20 protein-coding genes are annotated in these 19658 nt (G+C 42.0%); 14 read left to right on the top strand and 6 right to left on the bottom strand.

Going from position 1 to position 19658, the window contains the following annotated elements:
• Position 1: 1 nt before the first annotated feature.
• Complete coding sequence (thpR, locus tag GW828_RS02660) at positions 2-568, top strand: RNA 2',3'-cyclic phosphodiesterase (protein ID WP_273057916.1); 567 nt, start codon at positions 2-4, stop codon at positions 566-568.
• 74 nt (positions 569-642) lie between these two features.
• Here thpR and pepB read toward each other — a convergent pair whose 3' ends face one another.
• Positions 643-1917: an aminopeptidase PepB gene (gene pepB / locus GW828_RS02665; protein ID WP_124018103.1), complete on the bottom strand. Its 1275-nt coding sequence runs from the start codon at positions 1915-1917 to the stop codon at positions 643-645.
• Between the two features lie 144 nt (positions 1918-2061).
• On the opposite strand from pepB, the gene sfsA reads away from it, so the two are divergent.
• From sfsA to GW828_RS02705, 8 genes are all read left to right on the top strand, one after another.
• Positions 2062-2766 carry a DNA/RNA nuclease SfsA gene (gene sfsA, locus GW828_RS02670; protein ID WP_273057915.1) on the top strand — a complete coding sequence of 235 codons (705 nt, stop codon included), beginning with the start codon at positions 2062-2064 and terminating at the stop codon, positions 2764-2766.
• Between the two features lie 118 nt (positions 2767-2884).
• The gene (dksA, locus tag GW828_RS02675; protein WP_011638715.1) at positions 2885-3328 is read left to right on the top strand and encodes an RNA polymerase-binding protein DksA; all 444 of its coding nucleotides are present in this window, start codon (positions 2885-2887) and stop codon (positions 3326-3328) included.
• Positions 3329-3459: 131 nt separating this feature from the next.
• Entirely contained in the window at positions 3460-4371 is a 912-nt protein-coding gene (gene gluQRS / locus GW828_RS02680) for a tRNA glutamyl-Q(34) synthetase GluQRS (RefSeq protein ID WP_420542421.1), read from the top strand.
• Positions 4372-4611: 240 nt separating this feature from the next.
• Positions 4612-5913, top strand: a complete 1302-nt coding sequence (pcnB, locus tag GW828_RS02685; protein WP_165870193.1) for a polynucleotide adenylyltransferase PcnB — start codon at positions 4612-4614, stop codon at positions 5911-5913.
• 5 nt (positions 5914-5918) lie between these two features.
• Positions 5919-6404 carry a 2-amino-4-hydroxy-6-hydroxymethyldihydropteridine diphosphokinase gene (folK, locus tag GW828_RS02690; RefSeq protein WP_273057914.1) on the top strand — a complete coding sequence of 162 codons (486 nt, stop codon included), beginning with the start codon at positions 5919-5921 and terminating at the stop codon, positions 6402-6404.
• A gap of 68 nt (positions 6405-6472) precedes the next feature.
• Positions 6473-7267 carry a 3-methyl-2-oxobutanoate hydroxymethyltransferase gene (panB, locus tag GW828_RS02695; protein WP_182696690.1) on the top strand — a complete coding sequence of 265 codons (795 nt, stop codon included), beginning with the start codon at positions 6473-6475 and terminating at the stop codon, positions 7265-7267.
• Between the two features lie 78 nt (positions 7268-7345).
• Positions 7346-8200, top strand: coding sequence for a pantoate--beta-alanine ligase (gene panC / locus GW828_RS02700; RefSeq protein WP_273057913.1), 855 nt, complete (start codon positions 7346-7348; stop codon positions 8198-8200).
• Positions 8201-8714: 514 nt separating this feature from the next.
• Positions 8715-9233 (top strand): DUF4124 domain-containing protein, encoded by a 519-nt coding sequence (locus tag GW828_RS02705; RefSeq protein WP_182696691.1) that lies wholly within the window; start codon positions 8715-8717, stop codon positions 9231-9233.
• A gap of 54 nt (positions 9234-9287) precedes the next feature.
• Here GW828_RS02705 and GW828_RS02710 read toward each other — a convergent pair whose 3' ends face one another.
• Complete coding sequence (locus GW828_RS02710) at positions 9288-9485, bottom strand: YheV family putative zinc ribbon protein (protein ID WP_165870192.1); 198 nt, start codon at positions 9483-9485, stop codon at positions 9288-9290.
• Positions 9486-9660: 175 nt separating this feature from the next.
• Here GW828_RS02710 and GW828_RS02715 point away from each other — a divergent pair, with 175 nt between their 5' ends.
• Together GW828_RS02715 and GW828_RS02720 are read left to right on the top strand one after the other, a co-directional pair.
• Positions 9661-11571, top strand: a complete 1911-nt coding sequence (locus tag GW828_RS02715) for an ABC transporter ATP-binding protein (RefSeq protein ID WP_182696692.1) — start codon at positions 9661-9663, stop codon at positions 11569-11571.
• Positions 11572-11643: 72 nt separating this feature from the next.
• Positions 11644-12117, top strand: a complete 474-nt coding sequence (locus GW828_RS02720) for a TIGR02444 family protein (RefSeq protein WP_182722337.1) — start codon at positions 11644-11646, stop codon at positions 12115-12117.
• Positions 12118-12423: 306 nt separating this feature from the next.
• Here the strand turns inward: GW828_RS02720 and GW828_RS02725 are convergent, their stop codons facing one another.
• From GW828_RS02725 to GW828_RS02735, 3 genes are all read right to left on the bottom strand, one after another.
• Positions 12424-13209 carry a sulfite exporter TauE/SafE family protein gene (locus tag GW828_RS02725; RefSeq protein WP_273057912.1) on the bottom strand — a complete coding sequence of 262 codons (786 nt, stop codon included), beginning with the start codon at positions 13207-13209 and terminating at the stop codon, positions 12424-12426.
• A gap of 635 nt (positions 13210-13844) precedes the next feature.
• Entirely contained in the window at positions 13845-15434 is a 1590-nt protein-coding gene (locus GW828_RS02730) for a GMC family oxidoreductase (RefSeq protein WP_273057911.1), read from the bottom strand.
• Positions 15435-15458: 24 nt separating this feature from the next.
• Positions 15459-15971 carry a TAT leader-containing periplasmic protein gene (locus GW828_RS02735; RefSeq protein WP_182741060.1) on the bottom strand — a complete coding sequence of 171 codons (513 nt, stop codon included), beginning with the start codon at positions 15969-15971 and terminating at the stop codon, positions 15459-15461.
• Between the two features lie 112 nt (positions 15972-16083).
• Between GW828_RS02735 and GW828_RS02740 the strand changes: the two genes are divergently transcribed.
• The 3 genes from GW828_RS02740 (at position 16084) to GW828_RS02750 (ending at position 18388) form a co-directional block, all read left to right on the top strand.
• Complete coding sequence (locus GW828_RS02740; RefSeq protein ID WP_273057910.1) at positions 16084-17097, top strand: hydrolase; 1014 nt, start codon at positions 16084-16086, stop codon at positions 17095-17097.
• Positions 17098-17109: 12 nt separating this feature from the next.
• On the top strand, positions 17110-17358 hold the full coding sequence (locus GW828_RS02745; RefSeq protein WP_124018331.1) for a YheU family protein: 249 nt from the start codon (positions 17110-17112) through the stop codon (positions 17356-17358).
• A 133-nt stretch (positions 17359-17491) separates the two neighbouring features.
• The gene (locus tag GW828_RS02750; protein ID WP_124018330.1) at positions 17492-18388 is read left to right on the top strand and encodes a phosphoribulokinase; all 897 of its coding nucleotides are present in this window, start codon (positions 17492-17494) and stop codon (positions 18386-18388) included.
• Between the two features lie 209 nt (positions 18389-18597).
• Here GW828_RS02750 and GW828_RS02755 read toward each other — a convergent pair whose 3' ends face one another.
• A complete protein-coding gene (locus GW828_RS02755) occupies positions 18598-19341 on the bottom strand; it encodes a tetratricopeptide repeat protein (RefSeq protein ID WP_124018347.1) in 744 nt (247 codons plus the stop codon).
• Positions 19342-19658 lie beyond the last annotated feature (317 nt).

A 19658-nucleotide genomic window follows, 5' to 3' on the forward strand; every position in this document is an offset into this window, starting at 1 on the left:
TATGCAAGCCACATCTTCGCGAAGATTGTTTGTCGGCTTTGGCTTAAAAAAGTCAGAAATAGAAAAAACATCTCTAATAAAACAGCGCCTTAGTCCATTTATTAATGATACAGCAAAGGTAGTGGATAATAGTAATTTACACATGACACTCTGTTTTTTAGGCCAGATAGATCAGACCAGTTATGCCAGTGTTGTTGATGCGATCGAGTTGATGCCAAAACCGACTTTTATGCAAGAGTTAGATACACTATCGTTATGGCAATCAGCACAATTAATTTGCCTAAAAGGACACGCTAGCGAACCGTTATTGCTTATGGCTCAATCGCTACTCTTGATTGCGAAAAATCACAACGTATTGATTAGCGAACACCAATACGTCCCTCACATTAGTTTATTTCGCCAAGTTAACATCACTACTTTACCTACGTTGAGATGCACCACTAGGTTATCGTTGATGCCAACTGAGTTACATCTGTATCAATCTATCAAGAATAAACGCCAAACTGACTACTCTGTTCTTAAAAGTTGGCCGCTAACTGAAGACAACAAAAAAGCCGCTATTATCTAATGTCCAGCTCTTAAACTGAGTTAACATTAAATAACAACGGCTTCAAATCTGCCTTATATTAGCACTTTTATCGGCTAGTCTTTCAATAATTCAGCAATGGTCAATACACCATGAGTTGTCGCACCTGCGGCCCATAGCGCCGACGCTGATGATTCAAACGCTGCAGCTAAATCGACATGCAACCAATTGGCTTGTGGTGATACAAAACGCCATAGAAAACCTGCGGCGTTAGAGGCGCCACCTGCGCCGCCACCTTTTACTGGACGACTGTTAGCGGTATCGGCATACGCTGATGGGCACATGTCTTTATGCCATGGATCTAACGGTAATGGCCAGACGTTTTCAGACACAGCGGCAGCACTTTTTTGTGCTAATTGTAATGTCGCGGTTTGTGGTGAGAAAATCGCATTATAATTTGAACCAACCGCCATCACTGCTGCGCCGGTTAAGGTTGCTGCATCGATAATTAAGCCAGCGCCAGTTTCAGATGCGGCTTGTAGACCATCAGCCAATACTAAGCGTCCTTCAGCGTCGGTATTGACGACTTCAACCGTAGTACCATTTTTATAGGTTAAAATATCACCTAGTTTAAAAGCACGTCCGCTGACGAGGTTTTCTGCGCAACATAAGAATAACTTAACGCGTTTATTCAAACCGGAGTTAATCGCTAATCCCAAAGCGGCAGTGACAGTCGCAGCGCCACCCATATCACATTTCATTGTCAGCATACCTTCGGTCGACTTTAGGCTGTAACCGCCTGAGTCAAACGTAATGCCTTTACCGACTAAGGCAACAGATACAGGAGCATCAGCGCCTAATGGATTAAAATCAAGCTCTAATAGCGCAGGAGGACGCTCGCTGCCACGACCAACAGCATGAATACCAACCCACTTTTTCTCTAATAATTCTTGGCCTTCAATAATGTTGAAACTAACATGGTCGCCACCAATATTTTTTAACCAAGATGCCGCCTGGTTAGCTAACGCTAATGGCGATAAATCTTCAGGAGTGTCATTAATTAATTTACGGGCAAACTGAGTCGCGACAGCGCGTTGATTCAAGGTCTCTTTATCGGCGTCACTGCCACACCAGTCAACTTGGTAACCAGCTTTCGCTGTCGCAAAACCTTGCGCAAATGCCCACTGAGAATGCAGGTTCCATAAGCCGCCATCTAATTGCACATAATTAATCCCTTGGGTGCGAATTTTACGTGCCGCCATTTGCACTTGGCGAAGTTCATCGCTACCTGATAAATGAATTGTCGCCAAAGAGCCTTGATAGGTCACATCAGCTTTACCCCAATGAGCGGCTGGGGCTTCTGTGGTCAGAGTAACGGTCATAATATTCATAATAATCCCTTGTTGTAAGCCTAAGAACACCAATACTCGCACGTAATCACGAGCTAATGGCAGTAGTGTAGACAAAACATAATCGATAAACCAAGCTAAAGTTTGTTAGCATTGTTGTAAATCAACTCAACACTTGGGTCATGGATGAAATTTATCCCCGAATTAGAATCTGGCATATTAATTAAACGTTATAAGCGTTTTCTTGCCGACATCATGCTTGCCAATGGCGAACAGATCACCATTCATTGTCCTAATACTGGTTCAATGAAAAATTGCTTATTTCCTGGTGAGACGGTGTGGTTTTCTACCTCAGACAATCCAAAACGTAAATACGCCCACACCTGGGAATTGATGCAAACCGATCAGCAGCACCTTATCGGGATTAACACCGGACGTGCCAATGCTCTTGCCGAAGATGCCATAAAGAGGCAAGTGATTTCGGAACTGTTAGGTTATGAGCATCTAAAACGTGAAGTGAAGTATGGCAGTGAAAATAGCCGAATCGATATATTGCTCACCAGCCCTAATCGAGCAGATTGCTATATCGAAGTGAAGAGTTGCACCCTTTTAGAACAACACATAGGTTATTTTCCTGATGCCGTTACTACTCGGGGGCAAAAGCATCTTAGAGAATTGATGCATATGGTCACTCTAGGTCATCGAGCGGTATTATTATTTGTGGTACAACACAGTGGCATAACCACTGTTCAACCCGCGCGCCATATTGATCCGCAATACGCAGACTTACTTCAACAAGCCATGAAACATGGCGTTGAAGTGCTAGCCTATAAAACAGCACTTTCACCGCAAGCAAGTTCCATCACCGATTCTTGTAATGTGGTCGTATAGATAAAAATATAAAGCTCAAATACATGTAAAAAATTTGCCACGCTATAGAGTTTCTGGTATAGATAGCGGCCATAAATTTAAGACGTCCTTAAACGCAAATGATTACAGGAGATGCGTTATGCCTCAAGGCACGAAAAAACTTGGCGTACTCGCTATCGCTGGAGTAGATCCTTACCAGGAATCGGCTGGTGAAGAGTATATGAATACCAAGCAACGTGGTCACTTTACATTGATCCTCGAAGCATGGCGTAACCAATTGCGTGAAGAAGTCGACCGTACGTTAACTCACATGCAAGATGAAGCTGCAAACTTTCCTGATCCTGTCGACCGTGCAGCACAAGAAGAAGAATTCAGCTTAGAATTACGCGCTCGTGACAGAGAACGTAAATTGATCAAAAAGATTGAAAAGACCTTACAGCTGATCAAAGAAGATGATTTTGGTTTCTGCTTCTCATGTGGTGTAGAAATTGGTATCCGTCGACTTGAAGCCCGTCCAACAGCCGATCAGTGTATCGACTGTAAAACGCTAGCTGAAATAAAAGAAAAACAAATGGCGGGTTAATCCGCTATCGAAGAAGGGCGAGATTATCTCGCCCTTTTGTTTTATTTTATTCATCAATAAAACACGCCACTCATTTAATTGGTTACCCGCGCTATAGTGTTGTCACTTTGACAGAAGATAATGGCACAGCGATGTTAATTAAGATTACGCTACAAAATAACATGATCACCCCATCGTATATTGGCCGTTTTGCGCCATCCCCGTCAGGCTCACTGCATTTTGGTTCACTCATTGCGGCATTAGGCAGTTATCTGCGTGCGCATAGTCTTAAAGGCCAATGGCTGATCCGCATAGAAGATATCGATCCTCCTAGAGAAGTACCCGGTGCCAGCGACAATATCCTCCGCACACTTGATGCCTATGGCTTACATTGGCATGGTAGCGTGCTATATCAGCATCAACGACATCAAGTATATCAAGATCAGATTGATGCGCTTATCGAAAGTGATGCGGGTTATTATTGCCAATGCACACGTAAAATTATTCAAACCAGTGGCGGAGTGTACGATGGCCGATGTGGGCGATTGACACCACGGCTGACCCAAGGTGCAATTCGGATTCGTAACCAAGTTAAAATGGACCACTTTGTTGATCAACTGCAAGGACATGTGATGGTTGATAAAGCCTTCGCTGATGAAGACTTTATCATTAAACGTAGCGATGGTTTGTTCGCATACCAGCTCGCCGTGGTGCTTGATGATGCTTATCAAGGTATTACTGAAGTGGTTAGGGGCTGTGATTTACTTGAAGCAAGTTGCCGCCAAATAAGCTTGTTTACTCAATTGAATTTTGCGTCACCTGATTGGTTACATTTACCTTTAGTCTGCACACAAAAAGGCTTTAAATTATCAAAGCAGAATCATGCCTCTGCCATCGATATCGTCCACCCTCAAGCCAGTATCAACGCAGCGCTGACATTTTTAGGTCAACAAACAGTGGATATTGATGCAGTTGATGTGATGCTTAAGCAGGCAGTAGCACAATTTGATCTCAGCGCGATTCCTGCACAAAAAGAAATTATCATATCGACTAGAAACGACTAGGTATCATCATTACCATGACGAGTTATTGCATTAAGCCCTTTTTAGCACCACTGTACGTATACTCATTCAGTCACATTTAATGTATTATACCCGCCAGATTTTTAATCAAATTATTCTAGCATCCCGAGGTGTATTATTTTTCGCCGTATTAGCCAATTCTGTAAACAGCTATTTGAAAACAACAAAGTAGCTCCAGTCCTTGAAGAGCCAATTCAAGAAGATGGCTTACGTCTGGATATTATCTCCAGAGATGGTCACTCAATTTCACGTCGCCAAATTAGTGAAAATGCACTTAAAGTACTTTATCGTCTGAATAAATCGGGCTACAAAGCCTATTTAGTCGGCGGTGGTGTTCGCGATATTCTGCTTGGCATAGAACCAAAAGACTTTGATGTAGCGACGAATGCTACCCCAGATGATATTAAAAAGTTATTTCGCAACTGTCGTTTAGTTGGCCGTCGCTTTAGACTGGCACATATCGTTTTTGGTCGTGATGTTATTGAGGTTGCCACGTTCCGCGGTCACCACAGTGAAAGCAATGACAAAGTATCGAAATCAAACGCTGAAGGTCGTTTATTACGTGATAACGTTTATGGTGAGATAGATGAAGATGCTGAACGTCGTGACTTCACTATCAATGCACTCTACTACGACATTAGTGACTACTCTATTCGCAGTTATGGCGGTGGAATAAACGATCTTAATGCACGCAAGATAAAACTTATCGGCGATCCAGATACCCGTTATCGTGAAGATCCGGTGCGCATGCTTCGAGCCGTTCGTTTTGCGACTAAACTTGATATGCAAATCGACGCCGTTACCGCCGATCCTATCAAAGCACTCGCACCACTATTAGGTGATATTCCCGCGGCGCGCATGTATGAAGAAGTATTGAAATTATTCTTTGCCGGTAAAGCCGAAGCGAATTACCACATGATGCAAGATTTTGGTTTATTTGCTCCGCTGTTCCCACAAGTGAGTGCCCTAATTGAAGAGTCGCCTAAAGGTCATACAGCTAAAATGCTGCAAACCGTTATGCGTAATACTGACCTGCGAGTCAGTGAAGATAAAACCGTTACGCCAGCATTTTTCTTTGCCGCAATATTATGGTACCCAGTTAAACAACGCGCAGATGATATCGCGATTGAAAGTGGCCTAACGCATTACGATGCCTATGTTGCAGCTATGGGTGATGTGCTTGAGAAACAGTGTTTAACCATTAGCTTACCACGTCGTTTTAGTACTCCAGCACGTGACATTTGGCAATTACAACTGCGCTTAGAACGTGGTCAAGGCACCCGCGCCTTTAAACTGCTAGAGCACCCGAAATTTAGAGCAGCTTATGATTTGCTGCTACTGCGCGGTGAAGTTGAAGCGGGTAATACCGCCAAGATAGCGGATTGGTGGCAAGCGTTTGTTGAAGCCGATGAAACTGACCGCAGTGATATCGCCAAAAGCATCAAAGGCAGTAATACTCGCAATCGAAATGCACCACAGCGCAAGCGTCGTCGAAAACCCGCTGCCAAGCCTACAGAAGAGTAACCACCATGGCGGTGCAAGTGTATGTCGCCTTGGGCGCAAATTTAGCAGAGCCGCTACAACAACTCGATGTTGCTGTAACGGCGCTCAAAACATTAGCACTTAATAACACCTTGACGGTGTCAGCTTATTACCGCTCTAAACCTATGGGCGATGTGATACAACCTGATTATGTCAATGCTGTAGCAGGGTTTCAAACCGAGCTATTGCCGATTGAATTGCTCGATGCTTTACAAGATATCGAGCAACAACAAGGACGTTTGCGTCTCGAACGCTGGGGACCTCGTACCTTAGATTTAGATTTGTTATTGTATGGTACACAACACATAAACCAACCTCGTCTTTGCGTGCCTCATTATGGCATGAAACAACGTAGTTTTGTGTTAGTACCATTAGCAGACATTGCACCCACTTTGACACTGCCTTGTAACACAAGCCTTGAAAGTCTTATTAGTGTGACAATGCGTGATGAATTGCAAAAGCTTATCGATTAAAGTTGATATTAATGCACAGCACATTAAGCTCAGCTTTTAGTATTTCAATATTGTTTTAAGAGTCTACTATGTCAAAAGTCACCAGCTCTACCCTGATCAAGTTCAAACAAGAAGGTAAAAAGTTCACTGCATTAACAGCTTATGACGCTAGTTTTGCCAGCGCATTTGACAGCGAAGGTGTGGATGTACTTTTAGTGGGCGACTCACTCGGTATGGTACTTCAAGGCCATGACGACACCTTGCCCGTTACGACTGCCGATATTGCTTATCATACAGCTTGTGTTAAACGGGGGATTTCGCGCGCATTACTGATCGCAGATATGCCATTTATGAGTTACGCCACCCCAGAACAAACCATGACTAACGCGGCAATTCTTATGCAAGCTGGTGCCAGCATGGTTAAATTAGAAGGCGGTCATTGGTTACTTGAAAGCGTAAAAATGTTAACAGAGCGTGGTATTCCAGTCTGTGCCCACTTAGGATTAACCCCACAATCGGTCAACGTATTTGGCGGCTTTAAAGTGCAAGGTCGTGATGCTGATAATGCCCAGCGTATTTTAGATGAAGCCAAAGCAATACAAGCAGCTGGTGCGCAATTATTAGTGGTTGAATGTATTCCGGCATCGCTTGCTAAAGCCATTACTGAAGCACTGACCATTCCGGTTATTGGGATTGGTGCTGGAGCAGACACTGACGGCCAAATCTTGGTAATGCATGATGTACTAGGCATTTCCAGTGGTTACATCCCACGTTTTTCTAAAAACTACCTCAAACAGACTGGCGAGATCCGCTCAGCAATCAAAGCTTATATTGATGAAGTCGCTAACGGTAGCTTCCCTGCCGAAGAGCATACATTTAACTAATGATTTAGTTGCTCCTTTAACGAGCCATTGAATGTACATCAATTAACGACATTGTTTTTATTAAGGTTTCAACAGAAAATGATTACCACTGCTGCTATTTCAACTATTCGCGAACATGTAAATGCTTGGCGTCGTAAAGGCGAAACCGTTGCCTTCGTGCCAACAATGGGTAACTTACACCAAGGCCACATCACCTTAGTGAACGAAGCTAAAAAGCGTGCAGATCATGTTGTGGTATCTATTTTTGTTAATCCAATGCAGTTTAGCGCTAACGAAGACTTGGACGGGTACCCACGTACATTAGAACAAGACAGCGATAAGCTGATGGCTGCCGGAACAGAAATATTATTTACCCCAACGCCCGAGATAATCTATCCCAATGGTTTAGCACAACAAACATTTGTTGAAGTACCCGACATTGGCGATCAACTGTGTGGTGCAAGCCGTCCTGGACATTTTCGTGGCGTGGCAACCATAGTGACCAAACTGTTTAATATTGTCCAACCAGATATCGCCTTATTCGGTCGTAAAGATTTTCAACAATTGATGATAATTAAAACCATGGTGAGTGACTTATCCATGCCGATTGAAGTGATTGGTGTTGACACTATTCGTGAAGCATCAGGACTGGCAATGAGTTCTCGAAATGGCTATTTAACCGCAGAAGAAAAACACTCAGCTGCAGCGTTAAAACAAGCATTAGATACTATTGTTGAAGCCATTAAACACGGCGAATCAACAGAAGTAGCGATTGAAATAGCCAAAAAGCAGCTAACTAATGCCGGCTTTACCCCAGATTACCTCGAAGTGAGAAATGCCAAGACGTTACGTCAAGCAACAGCAACAGACACTGACTTAGTGGTTATTGCAGCCGCTTATTTAGGTAAAGCTCGCTTAATTGATAACGTGTCATTCTCACGTAACTTAAGCTAACTAAACAGCTAATCATCACCAAAGAAAACATTCCGTTTTCGGTTTAAGTAGATCAAATAACAGTAAAGATGGTTTTTTATTCAAATTTCGATTGTCAAAAAACTGGTTTTATCGATAAACTTGGGCCATATTTAACCGATAACATGATGTTATCGGTATGAATGTGGCTATATTATCAGCCAGCATAACAACTATGTATGAAATTTCTGCTGCTTATTGTGGTTTATTTGTTACTAATTTTGCGTGTAGCTTAATCTAAAAACATGCTAATATTCTTAACGTTATAGACAAATAACACAAATAAAACCAACACGAGGGTAACAAAAGCAAGTGGCTTGGTAAGAGGCAAAAATACAATGACACTGGTAGTACATTTACAATAAATGCCACTACCATTGGCAGCTAGACAAGGTCGTCGGTTGTTAAATTGAATTAATGTCGAAAACTCTCGCATAGAAAATGTAACCAACTGATATCAAGTCATAATTGTGATGACAAAAGGATGTGTGGCCGCATGGCAAAAAGACTGCTATTTATCATACTCGCCATGAGCGCATTTACCGCTCAATCCAATACTATTTACAAATGTATGATGGATGACAAAGTCGTTTTCAGCCAAACCGTCTGCCCACAAGAGTATCGTCAGCACAAAATTGAATACCAATTAGGTATTACCACCGAAGTCGACTCCGACAAGCACGAACTTAAAGAAGACCCATTAAAAGCCCTGCTGAATAAACAAACTATTTCTAAAGAGAAGTTACTGCAACTCCTTGATGGTGAAATGTATCGTCTAAAGCAAGAAAACAGCTACTTTGAAATATTACGAGCTAGCGAAATACAAAAACTTGATCGCAAACGCTTTTGGCAAACTAAGCCTAAAGACGATCCAAGTTATGGCTTAGAATTACAAGAGATTAACGATCGCTTTGATGATCTTACTCAGAATAACGTCGATGTGATTAAGGTACTAAATCAGCATAAAATGAAGATAACCGCTGAAACACAACCAGATGAATACATGAGTAATTAACCTCAACGGCTGAAAAGTATTGAGGTTTGTTGTGAGTAAAATATTTAGTCAGGCTTAATCTGGTTTAAATACCCCTATCATGCTGCCATTCGTTTTTTGCGGCACTTTAATGTCCGTTTGCTGCTCACGATAATCACATTCAGTACATTCAACCGTTTCAATCCCATTTTCTTTAAACAATAAAATACTGTCTTTGGCACTGCATTTAGGACATTTAGCGCCTGCAACAAAACGTTTCTTAATTTTGGTCATGATTTACTCGACTTAGTGTTTATACAATGAGCTGTTGACTCAATACGGCATTTATCAATTTATACGCCTATTTTGCCATGATTAGCCCACATGAGTCCCGTGATTGTGGGAAATAAATCGGATATGCGATATTATCTGCACCATTATTCTATTCTTAAGTATCAAGTTGTAATTAATGATCAACATAAGCCAAGCTCAGTTAATTCGCGGCAGTAAAACCTTACTCGATGAAACCTCACTGACAATTTATCCCGGACACAAGGTAGGCCTTGTCGGCGCCAATGGTACAGGTAAATCATCATTGCTTGCCTTAATTCTGGGTCATTTACATCTTGATAAAGGTGAATTTAGTTTCCCATCAGGTTGGCAAGTCGCCTCTGTTGCACAGGAAACACCAGCATTAGATGTGTCGGCATTAGAATACGTGCTTGATGGCGACACTGAATACCGTGATTTAGAGGCCCAACTAGAGAAAGCTCAAGCAGACAATAACGGTAACGCCATTGCGCTTATCCACGGCAAAATTGATGCTATTGGCGGCTATGCCATTAAAGCTCGAGCAGGGTCGTTATTAGCCGGTCTAGGCTTCAAAGATGCAGACCAAAGTAACCCGGTTAAAAGCTTCTCTGGTGGTTGGCGTATGCGTCTTAACCTAGCCCAAGCACTACTATGCCGCTCAGACTTATTGTTACTCGATGAGCCAACCAACCACTTAGACTTAGATACCATGTATTGGTTAGAAGGTTGGATTAAATCCTATCAGGGAACACTGATTTTGATCAGTCACGATCGAGACTTTATCGATGGGATTGTCGGTGAAATTGTTCATGTCGAGAATCACAAATTAAATTACTACAAGGGTAACTACTCTTCTTTTGAACGCGTACGCGCCGAACGTATGGCCCAGCAGCAAGTTGCCTTTGAACGTCAACAAAAAGAACGCTCGCATATGCAGTCGTTTGTTGACCGTTTCCGCTATAAAGCCAGTAAAGCTAAACAAGCACAAAGCCGCTTAAAGGCGCTAGAACGGATGGCGGAGTTATTACCATCGCAAGTAGATAATCCATTTCAAATGGCCTTTAGAGAGCCCGAAGCACTGCCTAACCCATTAGTAGTGATGGAAAATGTCTCTATTGGTTATGAAGATAATACGATTCTTAAACAGGTTGAGTTAAACCTTGTTCCTGGCGCGCGTATTGGTCTATTGGGGAGAAATGGTGCTGGTAAATCGACACTGATCAAACTGTTGTCTGGGCAGTTACAAGCTAAAACGGGCAAGTATCAACCTAACCCAGGATTGAATATTGGTTATTTTGCTCAGCATCAAGTTGAGTTTTTAACCCTTGATGATTCGCCAATGCAACACTTGATCAGACTGGCGCCAGCAGGCGCGCGCGAACAAGAATTACGTAACTTCTTAGGTGGATTTGGCTTTAATGGTGATATGGCATTATCGCCAGTACGACCATTTTCGGGCGGCGAAAAAGCGCGTCTGGTTTTAGCATTAGTCGTTTGGCAACGTCCAAACCTATTATTACTCGATGAGCCCACCAACCATTTAGATTTAGAGATGCGCCACGCGCTCACCATGGCATTGCAATCATTTGAAGGCGCCATGGTAATTGTGTCACATGACCGTCACCTATTACGATTGAGTTGTAGTGACTATTATCTAGTTGATCAAGGTGTAGTAACACCTTTTGATGGCGACTTAGATGATTATCATCAATGGTTACTTGATGCCGCTAAATTAGCCCAAGCCAACAACAAATCAGAAACGCCCACCAGCGGTGATGCAGTTGATAAAAAGCAGCAAAAGAGAATGGAAGCTGAGCTGCGCCAAAAAGTATCACCACTGAAAAAACAACAAGTAAAGTTAGAAACCCAGCAACAGAAAATGAGTACCAGATTAGCTGAATTAGAAATTGAATTAGCCGATGGCAGCTTATACGAAGCCGAGAACAAAGCTAAAATGACTAACGTTCTCAACGAGCGAACCACACTGACTCAAGCCATGGATGAAAGCGAAATGCATTGGTTAGATATTCAAGAACAAATTGAGCTTATCGAGCAAGACTTCCAATAAGCGGTTAGTCTTGATTATTTTATTGGCATTTGTGCTGTTGATCCACACCACAAATGCCACAAGGAATACAGTATGTCGCAGCCTTTAAATCGCCAAAATTTTAGTCACACTATTTGGCATAATTGCGAGCAAAGTTATTCTATTAACCCTATATTTTACATAAATCTACAAGACAGTTATCACGTCAATATTAACATTTTATTATTGGCGCAATACCTCGATGAACAGTGTTATATGTTAACGCAGCAACATTGGGAAACATTGACTAAAGTCATAGAGCAATGGGAAGCAAGTGTACTTCAGCCTTACCGAGGCTTACGCCGGATCGCCAAAGCCCATTTAAACAGCGACGAATATCAGAAAATGCTCGAAGTAGAGTTAATTATGGAACGTAAATCTCAGTACATGTTATTACATAAATTGAATTTACTGGATGGTAAAATCATCGATGCTGATGATTGTGATAACCCTGAACCGACAAACACACAACACTATCTTAGTTTATTTGGCTTAGATAAAAGCGTTATGGCTGAGTTAACCTCGTAGGTGCTTACTCACTGGTAATAGATGTAACTTAATTCCTTCTCCAGACTCCCAAGCTATACTACTAAGTGTCAAATAGATCATAGCGCATATTTTGGCCTAAAAGTAACCTCCTCCAATGGCTTACATGCCAACGTCTTACTTTGTATTGGCTTGATTTCGCTCTTTCACTCGGCGAACTTTTTGGCATCGAAAGGCCCTTTGGGCATCAATTGGATGATCAGCTCTTCGCCAACTCAGAAAGGTTCCTCTATTTATTCAACCAGGCCACGCAGCAGCCGTTTAGCAAAATGGTTATATTCTGGATACTTAAACACTGTCTAAACCGGCATAAATATCAAAAAAGAAATAGGCTGTAGTGGCAATACTCGCCACAATAACAAACTGTCTGACATGCTTTTGCGGGAGTTTGCGTGACACATTTGCCGCAACATAGCCACCGACGATAGTGCCACATAACACAATAGAGCCTTCATACCAGGCTATGACATCATTAAAAATGAACAGTACGATAGCGATGAGTGAGATTGTCGATGAGATTAATAGCTTTAACCCATTCATAGCATTGATGTTAGTGTGACCAGCTAATGCTAAGTAGCTCAGTGAAATGATGCCTAGCCCAGCGTTGAAGAAACCGCCATAGATCGATACTCCTAAGAGTATTATGGCTAATAAAACTCCGCCTATGGATGATGCATGCCGGTGATGGGATGCCATTTTTTTTAACCAAAAATTAATTGCCCCACCAAAAATAAACAGTACGGTAGCAAATAGAAGTAACCAAGGAATGGCCTCTCGAAACACTGCTTCAGGTATTTTTAGCAATAACCATGCACCAGTTATCCCGCCCATTAAGCTGATTGTTACGATTAGGAGCAGTTCATCTTTATGAGCAGAAATCTCTTTTCGAAAGGCATAAGTACCACTCATATAACCAGCACATGATGCAAAAGTATTTGTTGCATTGGCTATAATGGGAGGTATACCAACAAACATAAGCGCAGGAAAGGTAATAAAGCTTCCTCCGCCTGCAATTGAATTAAGAACACCGCCAAAAACACCTGCTAAGAAGAGAAAAACCATTTCAAATAACATACTTAATAACAATCCCTTGAGCATTAAATTGGCTAGACGATAACACATTTTGATTGAGTCAAATAGATACTAAGAAAAGCCTTGAGAATGCTCAACTCTTAATCGAAACGAACAAGCTTTGCAGCAAACACAAGTTAGGGTTCTTAACGTTAAAATGTATAAACTCAACTCAGAGCTTAAGGCCGTTGAAAAAATACAACGACCAACAAGCATTCAAGGGAAACGCCCCCTTGAAAACGTTAGCACTTTCATTGTGGAATAAAATAAGCTGAAGCTGATTTTTAAGCGACGTTAAACCCTAGATTAATTTCCATCGTAATCTTGTCGAAGTGAATGCGATTAGCTTGAAAATAACACTATATTACCGACATCATTAAGCCAACAGAAAGGCAAACCCACTAAAAATTTTTAACTAATAGTGTCGATGACAGTAAAAACCATCAATTTAGTAAGGCAAAGGCTCTGAGCCTACTATCCTATCGACGAGTAATACGGATTTTTTATTGGCATCTTTTAAGCACTCGATATGACATCGATTGATAAACTTTATCAAGTCAAATGTTCAAGCTGACTCTTATGCAACCGCAAACCATCAATGTAAAAGACTCCTATCAGCGGTATAGGAGCCAGTTCAGTTAACTCGTTGGAGTCAGCTTTTGGGCTAATGCTGTCGCATTTCGGGCAACAAGGCCATAAATAGACAATTGAGGATTAGCCCCCAAACTGGTTGGGAATACCGAACCATCCATCACAGATAAGTTTTCCAGGTAATGTGAATTCCCAAATGTATCAACCATTGACAGCGTTTTATCTTCCCCCATAGCACAGCCGCCCATAACATGAGCCGACGCAACGATGGTTTTTAGTAAGCCTAAATCGACATCATTGATAGCCTGCTTTGCTTCACTCCATGAGTTTAAAAATGACAAGCCATCGTGCATTGGTAATACTTTTTTAGCTCCTGCAGCAAATTGTAATTCAGCCATCGACAAAAATGCTCGACGAGCACCATCCCAGAAACCTTGGCCTAAAGGATAATCTAATGCAAAGCTGTTATCAGTTAACCGAACCTGACCACCAGGACATTGCTGATTGAAACCATCACGTATAAGCGCAATGGTCACCTGCATTTGGTTAAAGTTAGCCATTAACTGGGCATGACTAACGCCATAACCAATGGTTTTTGACGCGATTAATACTGGATGAACAGGGGCAACTTCAAGTTTATAACCTAGCTCTCCAGCAGCGCCATCATGCCAGACAAATTCATCGGAATAGATAGATTGTGGCGCTCCACTGTGGCCATTGATTTGCTCATCAAATATCCCGCCTGACAACAATGAAGGGTGTAAGAAGGTTTTGCCTAATTGTTTGTGCGGATCGGGGGTATTAGAACGCATTAAAATAGTCGGGGTATGAATCGCACCGGCACTTAAAATATAATGCCTCGCACTGAAAGTGATGTTCACCGACGTGGGCTTTAAGCCTTGCGTTAAAGCCTGCGCGGTTAAGCCGACAACTTTATCACCTTTATGCTCAAGCTTAATCACTCTAGCGCGTGAAATTAGCGTAGCGCCTTTATCAAGCGCTGCGGGTATGGTGGTAACCAACATTGATTGCTTAGCATTAACAGGACAACCCATACCGCAATAACCAGTATTCCAACAGCCTTTAACATTACGTTTGATGACGGTGTAATCCCAACCTAATTTTTCGCAACCTTCGCGTAATGCACCGTTATTACGGTTAGGTTCATATTGCCATTGTTCAATATTGAGACGTTTTTCCATTAACTCAAACCACGGCAGTAACACTTGCGAAGATAACCCTTTGACCGACTTTTCTTGTTCCCAAAAAGCCAATGTTTGTTCCGGCGTTCTAATCGCTGTAGTCCAATTGACTGTGGTTGAACCACCTACTGCACGACCTTGGAATATACCTATGCCTTTATCTGCCGTTTTCATCGCAGCAGCCTGCTGGTATAGATTAGGATAAGCGTGGCGCTCTTCCATATCAAAGTCTGTCGATGATTTGAGCGCACCGCCTTCAATCATAATCACTTTTAAGCCAGCTTCTGTGAGTATTTCTGCTGCAGTACCGCCACCCGCACCGGTACCCACAATAACCACATCCGCGTCAAAGTGACGATCAATCTCTAAGGTGCTCGCATCGATATGATGCCAACCCGCGCTTAAACCAGTAATAATAGGATCAATAATGGCCAAGGTAATACTCCCTATACAGTAGGATTAATGCGCGTTAGGCACCAAGAAAGTGGGTTTTACATAACGTAAATTTCCCCAATGCTCTGGACAGGCGTAATAGCTTGCCATAATCAATTCACGTAATCCGCCATAAGCGGTGGTTAACATGTCTAAATAGTTATGACGCCAAAACTCTAGCATGTCGATCAATTGCTGGGGTTCTCGCATTAACAGCGGCGTCATACTGCCACTGAGTAGCAACAACCCTAAACGACCTTCGAGTAAATTTAATAGCTCCATCAACTCTTGGTGCTGTTCAACAGGCAGGTGGGTAATTGATTGTGAAATAGCATCCAGAGTGCGATTAATAGCAAGCTCTCTCTGACTAGGAACTTCAGGTAATGCGCCATCTAGGAATACCGGGATCAACACACCAAATAATACGCGGTGATGAATATCCTCCGAAGAAGTTGTGATGTTTGGCAAATATAAATTAACGCCTAATGCTAATGCAGCCGTTCCAGCAAAAGCACCAGTGAGAAAGGTACGCCGCTTCATTTACTTCCCCTTGAGTTTATTGTTGTCTATATTTTTTATGTGGTAGAGTGGCATGAGTAACATTTAAACATACGTTTAAATTTTCACAAACAATTACAGAAATATTCCGTCTATGAAAACCTTGTTCACTCCGCCCTGGTGGGCTGCTAGCCCGCATGTGCAAACGATTCTACCATTCCTATTTAAAGTGGCCAAACCAATAACATTTCGGCAAAGGCAAGAGCTACCTGACGGCGATTTTGTCGACTTAGATTGGCTAGGACAAGCCCAGAATGGCCAGCCTATCTTAGTAATTATTCATGGTCTTGAAGGTAACACAGAATCTCACTATGTACGCAGAATGCTGATTGAAGCCAAAAAAGCCAAGATGGCAGCTGTTGTCCATCATCATCGCGGCTGTTCAGGTGAGCCTAATCGCTTAGCTCGCAGTTATCATAGCGGCGATGTTAACGACTTAGCTTATACCCTAGGGCAACTCAAACACTATTATCCGGACTCGCCGCTTTATGCTGTAGGTTACAGCTTGGGCGGTAATGTATTGGCAAAATATCAAGGTAGTACTCAGCAACATAGCTTACTCGAACGTGCTGTAGTGGTATCAGCACCGTTAACGTTAGGAGCTTGTGCCAAACGCTTGGAGAGTGGCTTTTCAACTCTCTATCAACGTTTTTTGATTAAACGTTTGCAGCAAAAAATGCTCGATAAAATTAATACTACAGATTTAACCGAACAAATGCCGATCACAAAAGAGCAGCTCAAAATGCTCAACACCTTTTATTTATTTGACGATAAAGTGACAGCACCATTACACGGTTTTACTGACGTTAATGACTACTATCAGCAAGCTAGCGGCCTAGGTTATTTACAGTACATAACTAAGCCCACACTGGTTATTCACGCTCAAGACGACCCTTTTATGACCGCTGAAGTGATCCCGACCCGAGATCAATTATCGCCAATGGTTGAATACGAGTTACATGAGTTTGGTGGTCATGTGGGATTTATTGCCGGCGGCTGGCCTTGGAAGCCACATTTTTATCTTGAGCAACGTATCATCGCGTTTATTTTCTCTGAAGAAAATACGCTAACCGAGCCAGACGGATCATCTTCTTCACTAAGTCATTAATAGGAATACACCATGCTTGTGCCTTATGAAGCGTTACTCTCATTACCTCAAGAAGTACTTCAACGTATGATAAAAGAGTATCTATTATCACAACTTGAAGATGGCAGTTTTAGTGACGCCAACGAGCAACAATTAACCAGAGCAATAGAACAATGTAAGCTTGCGCTCAAAAAAGGCGAGTTAGTAGTTGAATTCAGTGAAGATGATGAGTCTATTGCCATTCGGCAACGGGAACACATTTCACGTCCGTCTTTCGACTAGATACAATACAAAAACACTGATTTTGCGACAAAATGATCACATTGTTACCCTTGAATAATTGACCCACGGGTAAAGATTACCGTATAACTAGTGACTGGTTTTTTCGCGTCCACACATTACCTAGGCAAATAACATGTCAGCAAAACATCCTATTATTGCTGTAACCGGCTCTTCCGGTGCTGGCACAACCACAACTACAACTGCCTTCATTCATATTTTTAGGCAGCTGGGTATTAATGCCGCATTTGTTGAAGGTGATAGTTTCCACAATTTCACTCGCGCTGAAATGGAAGTGTTAATTAGAAAATCACAGGCTGAAAATCGTAATCTGAGTTATTTTGGGCCCGAAGCGAATAATTTCAAAAAACTCGAAGAGTGTTTTACCAGCTACGGCAACACAGGTAATGGTCAAACTCGCAGTTACTTGCATACGTTTGACGAAGCCGTGCCATTTAATCAAATGCCGGGCACATTTACTCAATGGCGTGATTTACCTGCCAATACCGATATGCTCTATTACGAAGGTCTTCACGGTGGTGTGGTAACTGAAGATGCTGATGTGGCTAAACATGTCGATCTGCTGATTGGCATGGTACCAATTGTTAATTTAGAGTGGATCCAGAAGATCATTCGCGATACAAACGATAGAGGCCATAGCCGTGAAAAAGTCATGGGGTCGATTGTGCGCAGTATGGATGATTATATTAAGCACATGACGCCACAATTTTCACGGACTCATATTAATTTTCAACGCGTGCCGACTGTGGATACCTCAAACCCCTTTAGCGCAAAAGACATACCCAGCCTAGATGAAAGCTTTTTAGTCATCCGCTTTCGCGGTATTAATAATGTTGATTTTCCTTATTATCTCAACATGATCCAAGGCTCATTTATGTCACGCGTCAACACACTGGTTGTTCCCGGTGGAAAAATGTCATTGGCAATGGAATTAATTTTGACGCCATTAGTGAAAGACTTAATGGATAAACGCTTAGAGCTACAAAATCTTAATGATATCAAACTCGATTAAGTTTGATTTAAGTCAGAACCACTAAGATAGACGCATCGTGATTTCAAGCGAAAGAACGGCAGTTGATGTGCTTGAAGAGCTAATTCCCCCTTTTTGATCTGTTAGTGCATTAAGCACATCAACGAAACCCAATAAAGCCGATAATCAAGCACGAGATAAGCCCTTACCTATCCCGCGACAACAAGATAACCACAGGTTTGGCTGGTGCGTTACATCAGTGGGATAACTTCTCGATAAGCCTGCTTATTTTTATACTGCTCCAAACGTAAAATAAACTCATCGCTGCGCACAATCTCAGGGTTATCTTTTAGTGCATCAATCGCTTTTTTCTGCGTATCTATCGCTGCAGTAAAATCGCCCAGTTCTGCATAGCCGGCCGCAAGGTTATCTAATACTGTGGGATCGTTTTTATTATTCTCAAGTAACTTTAGCGACATTGATACCGCACGTGAACCATCTCGATATTCTGCTTCTGGACACGTGGCTAATATCCACGCAACATTCCCCATTGAAACCGCATCACCTGCTGCCAAAAACTGCTCCATGGCTTTGCCACAATTTCGTGCCACGCCATCACCACCAGCAGAATAAATAAACCCTAAACGAAAATGAGCCCACTTATCACCTTGCTCAATCATTTTTAGGTACCATTTTTCTGCAAGCGCTAAATCACGCGGAAATAATTTATGCCCCTCAAAAGCTAAATCAGCTAAGGTTTGCTGCGCCTTGATGTGTTGCTGCTGTGCCGCAAGGTTAATCCAGTACAAACCTTGCTCTGTGTCTTGAATAACAAATCGCCCCGAGAGATACATTAAACCCAATAAAAATTGCGCATCTGCATTGCCCTGCTTAGCTTTAATTTGAATATTGACTAATTTAGTAGCGGCCTGAGACTGAATAGAAGGCGGGATAACAAATGCGTTCACGGGCAAACTTAGCCCACTCAATAACATAACACTGACAATAACCCCGATTTGACTCAGTTTTTTCACGCATACCTCGACAACTATTTATGATGCTGATTAGATAACACTAGCTAACTCATGGATCCAATACAATAGACACATGTATTTTGCAATAATTCAATAGTCGTGATGATTAAGACAAATTGGCCAAAAAAGTCGACCGCCATCACAAAAAAAATAAATTTAATCTAAAATTTAACAAGTTAATATACACTACACACACTTCTAAATACGATCTCTATCAAAGTTTTCGCCGCACCAATAGCGTAGAATGCTTAATTAGACATTACTTACTTTCATTTTTA

The sequence above is a fragment of the Shewanella vesiculosa genome, from assembly GCF_009994065.1.
Classification (GTDB): Bacteria; Pseudomonadota; Gammaproteobacteria; order Enterobacterales; family Shewanellaceae; genus Shewanella; species Shewanella vesiculosa.

Bases quoted from the DNA above. Each gene is read 5' to 3' on its own strand.
- thpR (WP_273057916.1), top strand. From the start codon at position 2: ATGCAAGCCACATCTTCGCGAAGATTGTTTGTCGGCTTTGGCTTAAAA.
- pepB (WP_124018103.1), bottom strand. From the start codon at position 1,917: ATGAATATTATGACCGTTACTCTGACCACAGAAGCCCCAGCCGCTCAT.
- sfsA (WP_273057915.1), top strand. From the start codon at position 2,062: ATGAAATTTATCCCCGAATTAGAATCTGGCATATTAATTAAACGTTAT.
- dksA (WP_011638715.1), top strand. From the start codon at position 2,885: ATGCCTCAAGGCACGAAAAAACTTGGCGTACTCGCTATCGCTGGAGTA.
- gluQRS (WP_420542421.1), top strand. From the start codon at position 3,460: ATGTTAATTAAGATTACGCTACAAAATAACATGATCACCCCATCGTAT.
- folK (WP_273057914.1), top strand. From the start codon at position 5,919: ATGGCGGTGCAAGTGTATGTCGCCTTGGGCGCAAATTTAGCAGAGCCG.
- panB (WP_182696690.1), top strand. From the start codon at position 6,473: ATGTCAAAAGTCACCAGCTCTACCCTGATCAAGTTCAAACAAGAAGGT.
- panC (WP_273057913.1), top strand. From the start codon at position 7,346: ATGATTACCACTGCTGCTATTTCAACTATTCGCGAACATGTAAATGCT.
- GW828_RS02705 (WP_182696691.1), top strand. From the start codon at position 8,715: ATGGCAAAAAGACTGCTATTTATCATACTCGCCATGAGCGCATTTACC.
- GW828_RS02710 (WP_165870192.1), bottom strand. From the start codon at position 9,485: ATGACCAAAATTAAGAAACGTTTTGTTGCAGGCGCTAAATGTCCTAAA.
- GW828_RS02715 (WP_182696692.1), top strand. From the start codon at position 9,661: ATGATCAACATAAGCCAAGCTCAGTTAATTCGCGGCAGTAAAACCTTA.
- GW828_RS02720 (WP_182722337.1), top strand. From the start codon at position 11,644: ATGTCGCAGCCTTTAAATCGCCAAAATTTTAGTCACACTATTTGGCAT.
- GW828_RS02725 (WP_273057912.1), bottom strand. From the start codon at position 13,209: ATGTTATTTGAAATGGTTTTTCTCTTCTTAGCAGGTGTTTTTGGCGGT.
- GW828_RS02735 (WP_182741060.1), bottom strand. From the start codon at position 15,971: ATGAAGCGGCGTACCTTTCTCACTGGTGCTTTTGCTGGAACGGCTGCA.
- GW828_RS02740 (WP_273057910.1), top strand. From the start codon at position 16,084: ATGAAAACCTTGTTCACTCCGCCCTGGTGGGCTGCTAGCCCGCATGTG.
- GW828_RS02745 (WP_124018331.1), top strand. From the start codon at position 17,110: ATGCTTGTGCCTTATGAAGCGTTACTCTCATTACCTCAAGAAGTACTT.
- GW828_RS02750 (WP_124018330.1), top strand. From the start codon at position 17,492: ATGTCAGCAAAACATCCTATTATTGCTGTAACCGGCTCTTCCGGTGCT.
- GW828_RS02755 (WP_124018347.1), bottom strand. From the start codon at position 19,341: ATGTTATTGAGTGGGCTAAGTTTGCCCGTGAACGCATTTGTTATCCCG.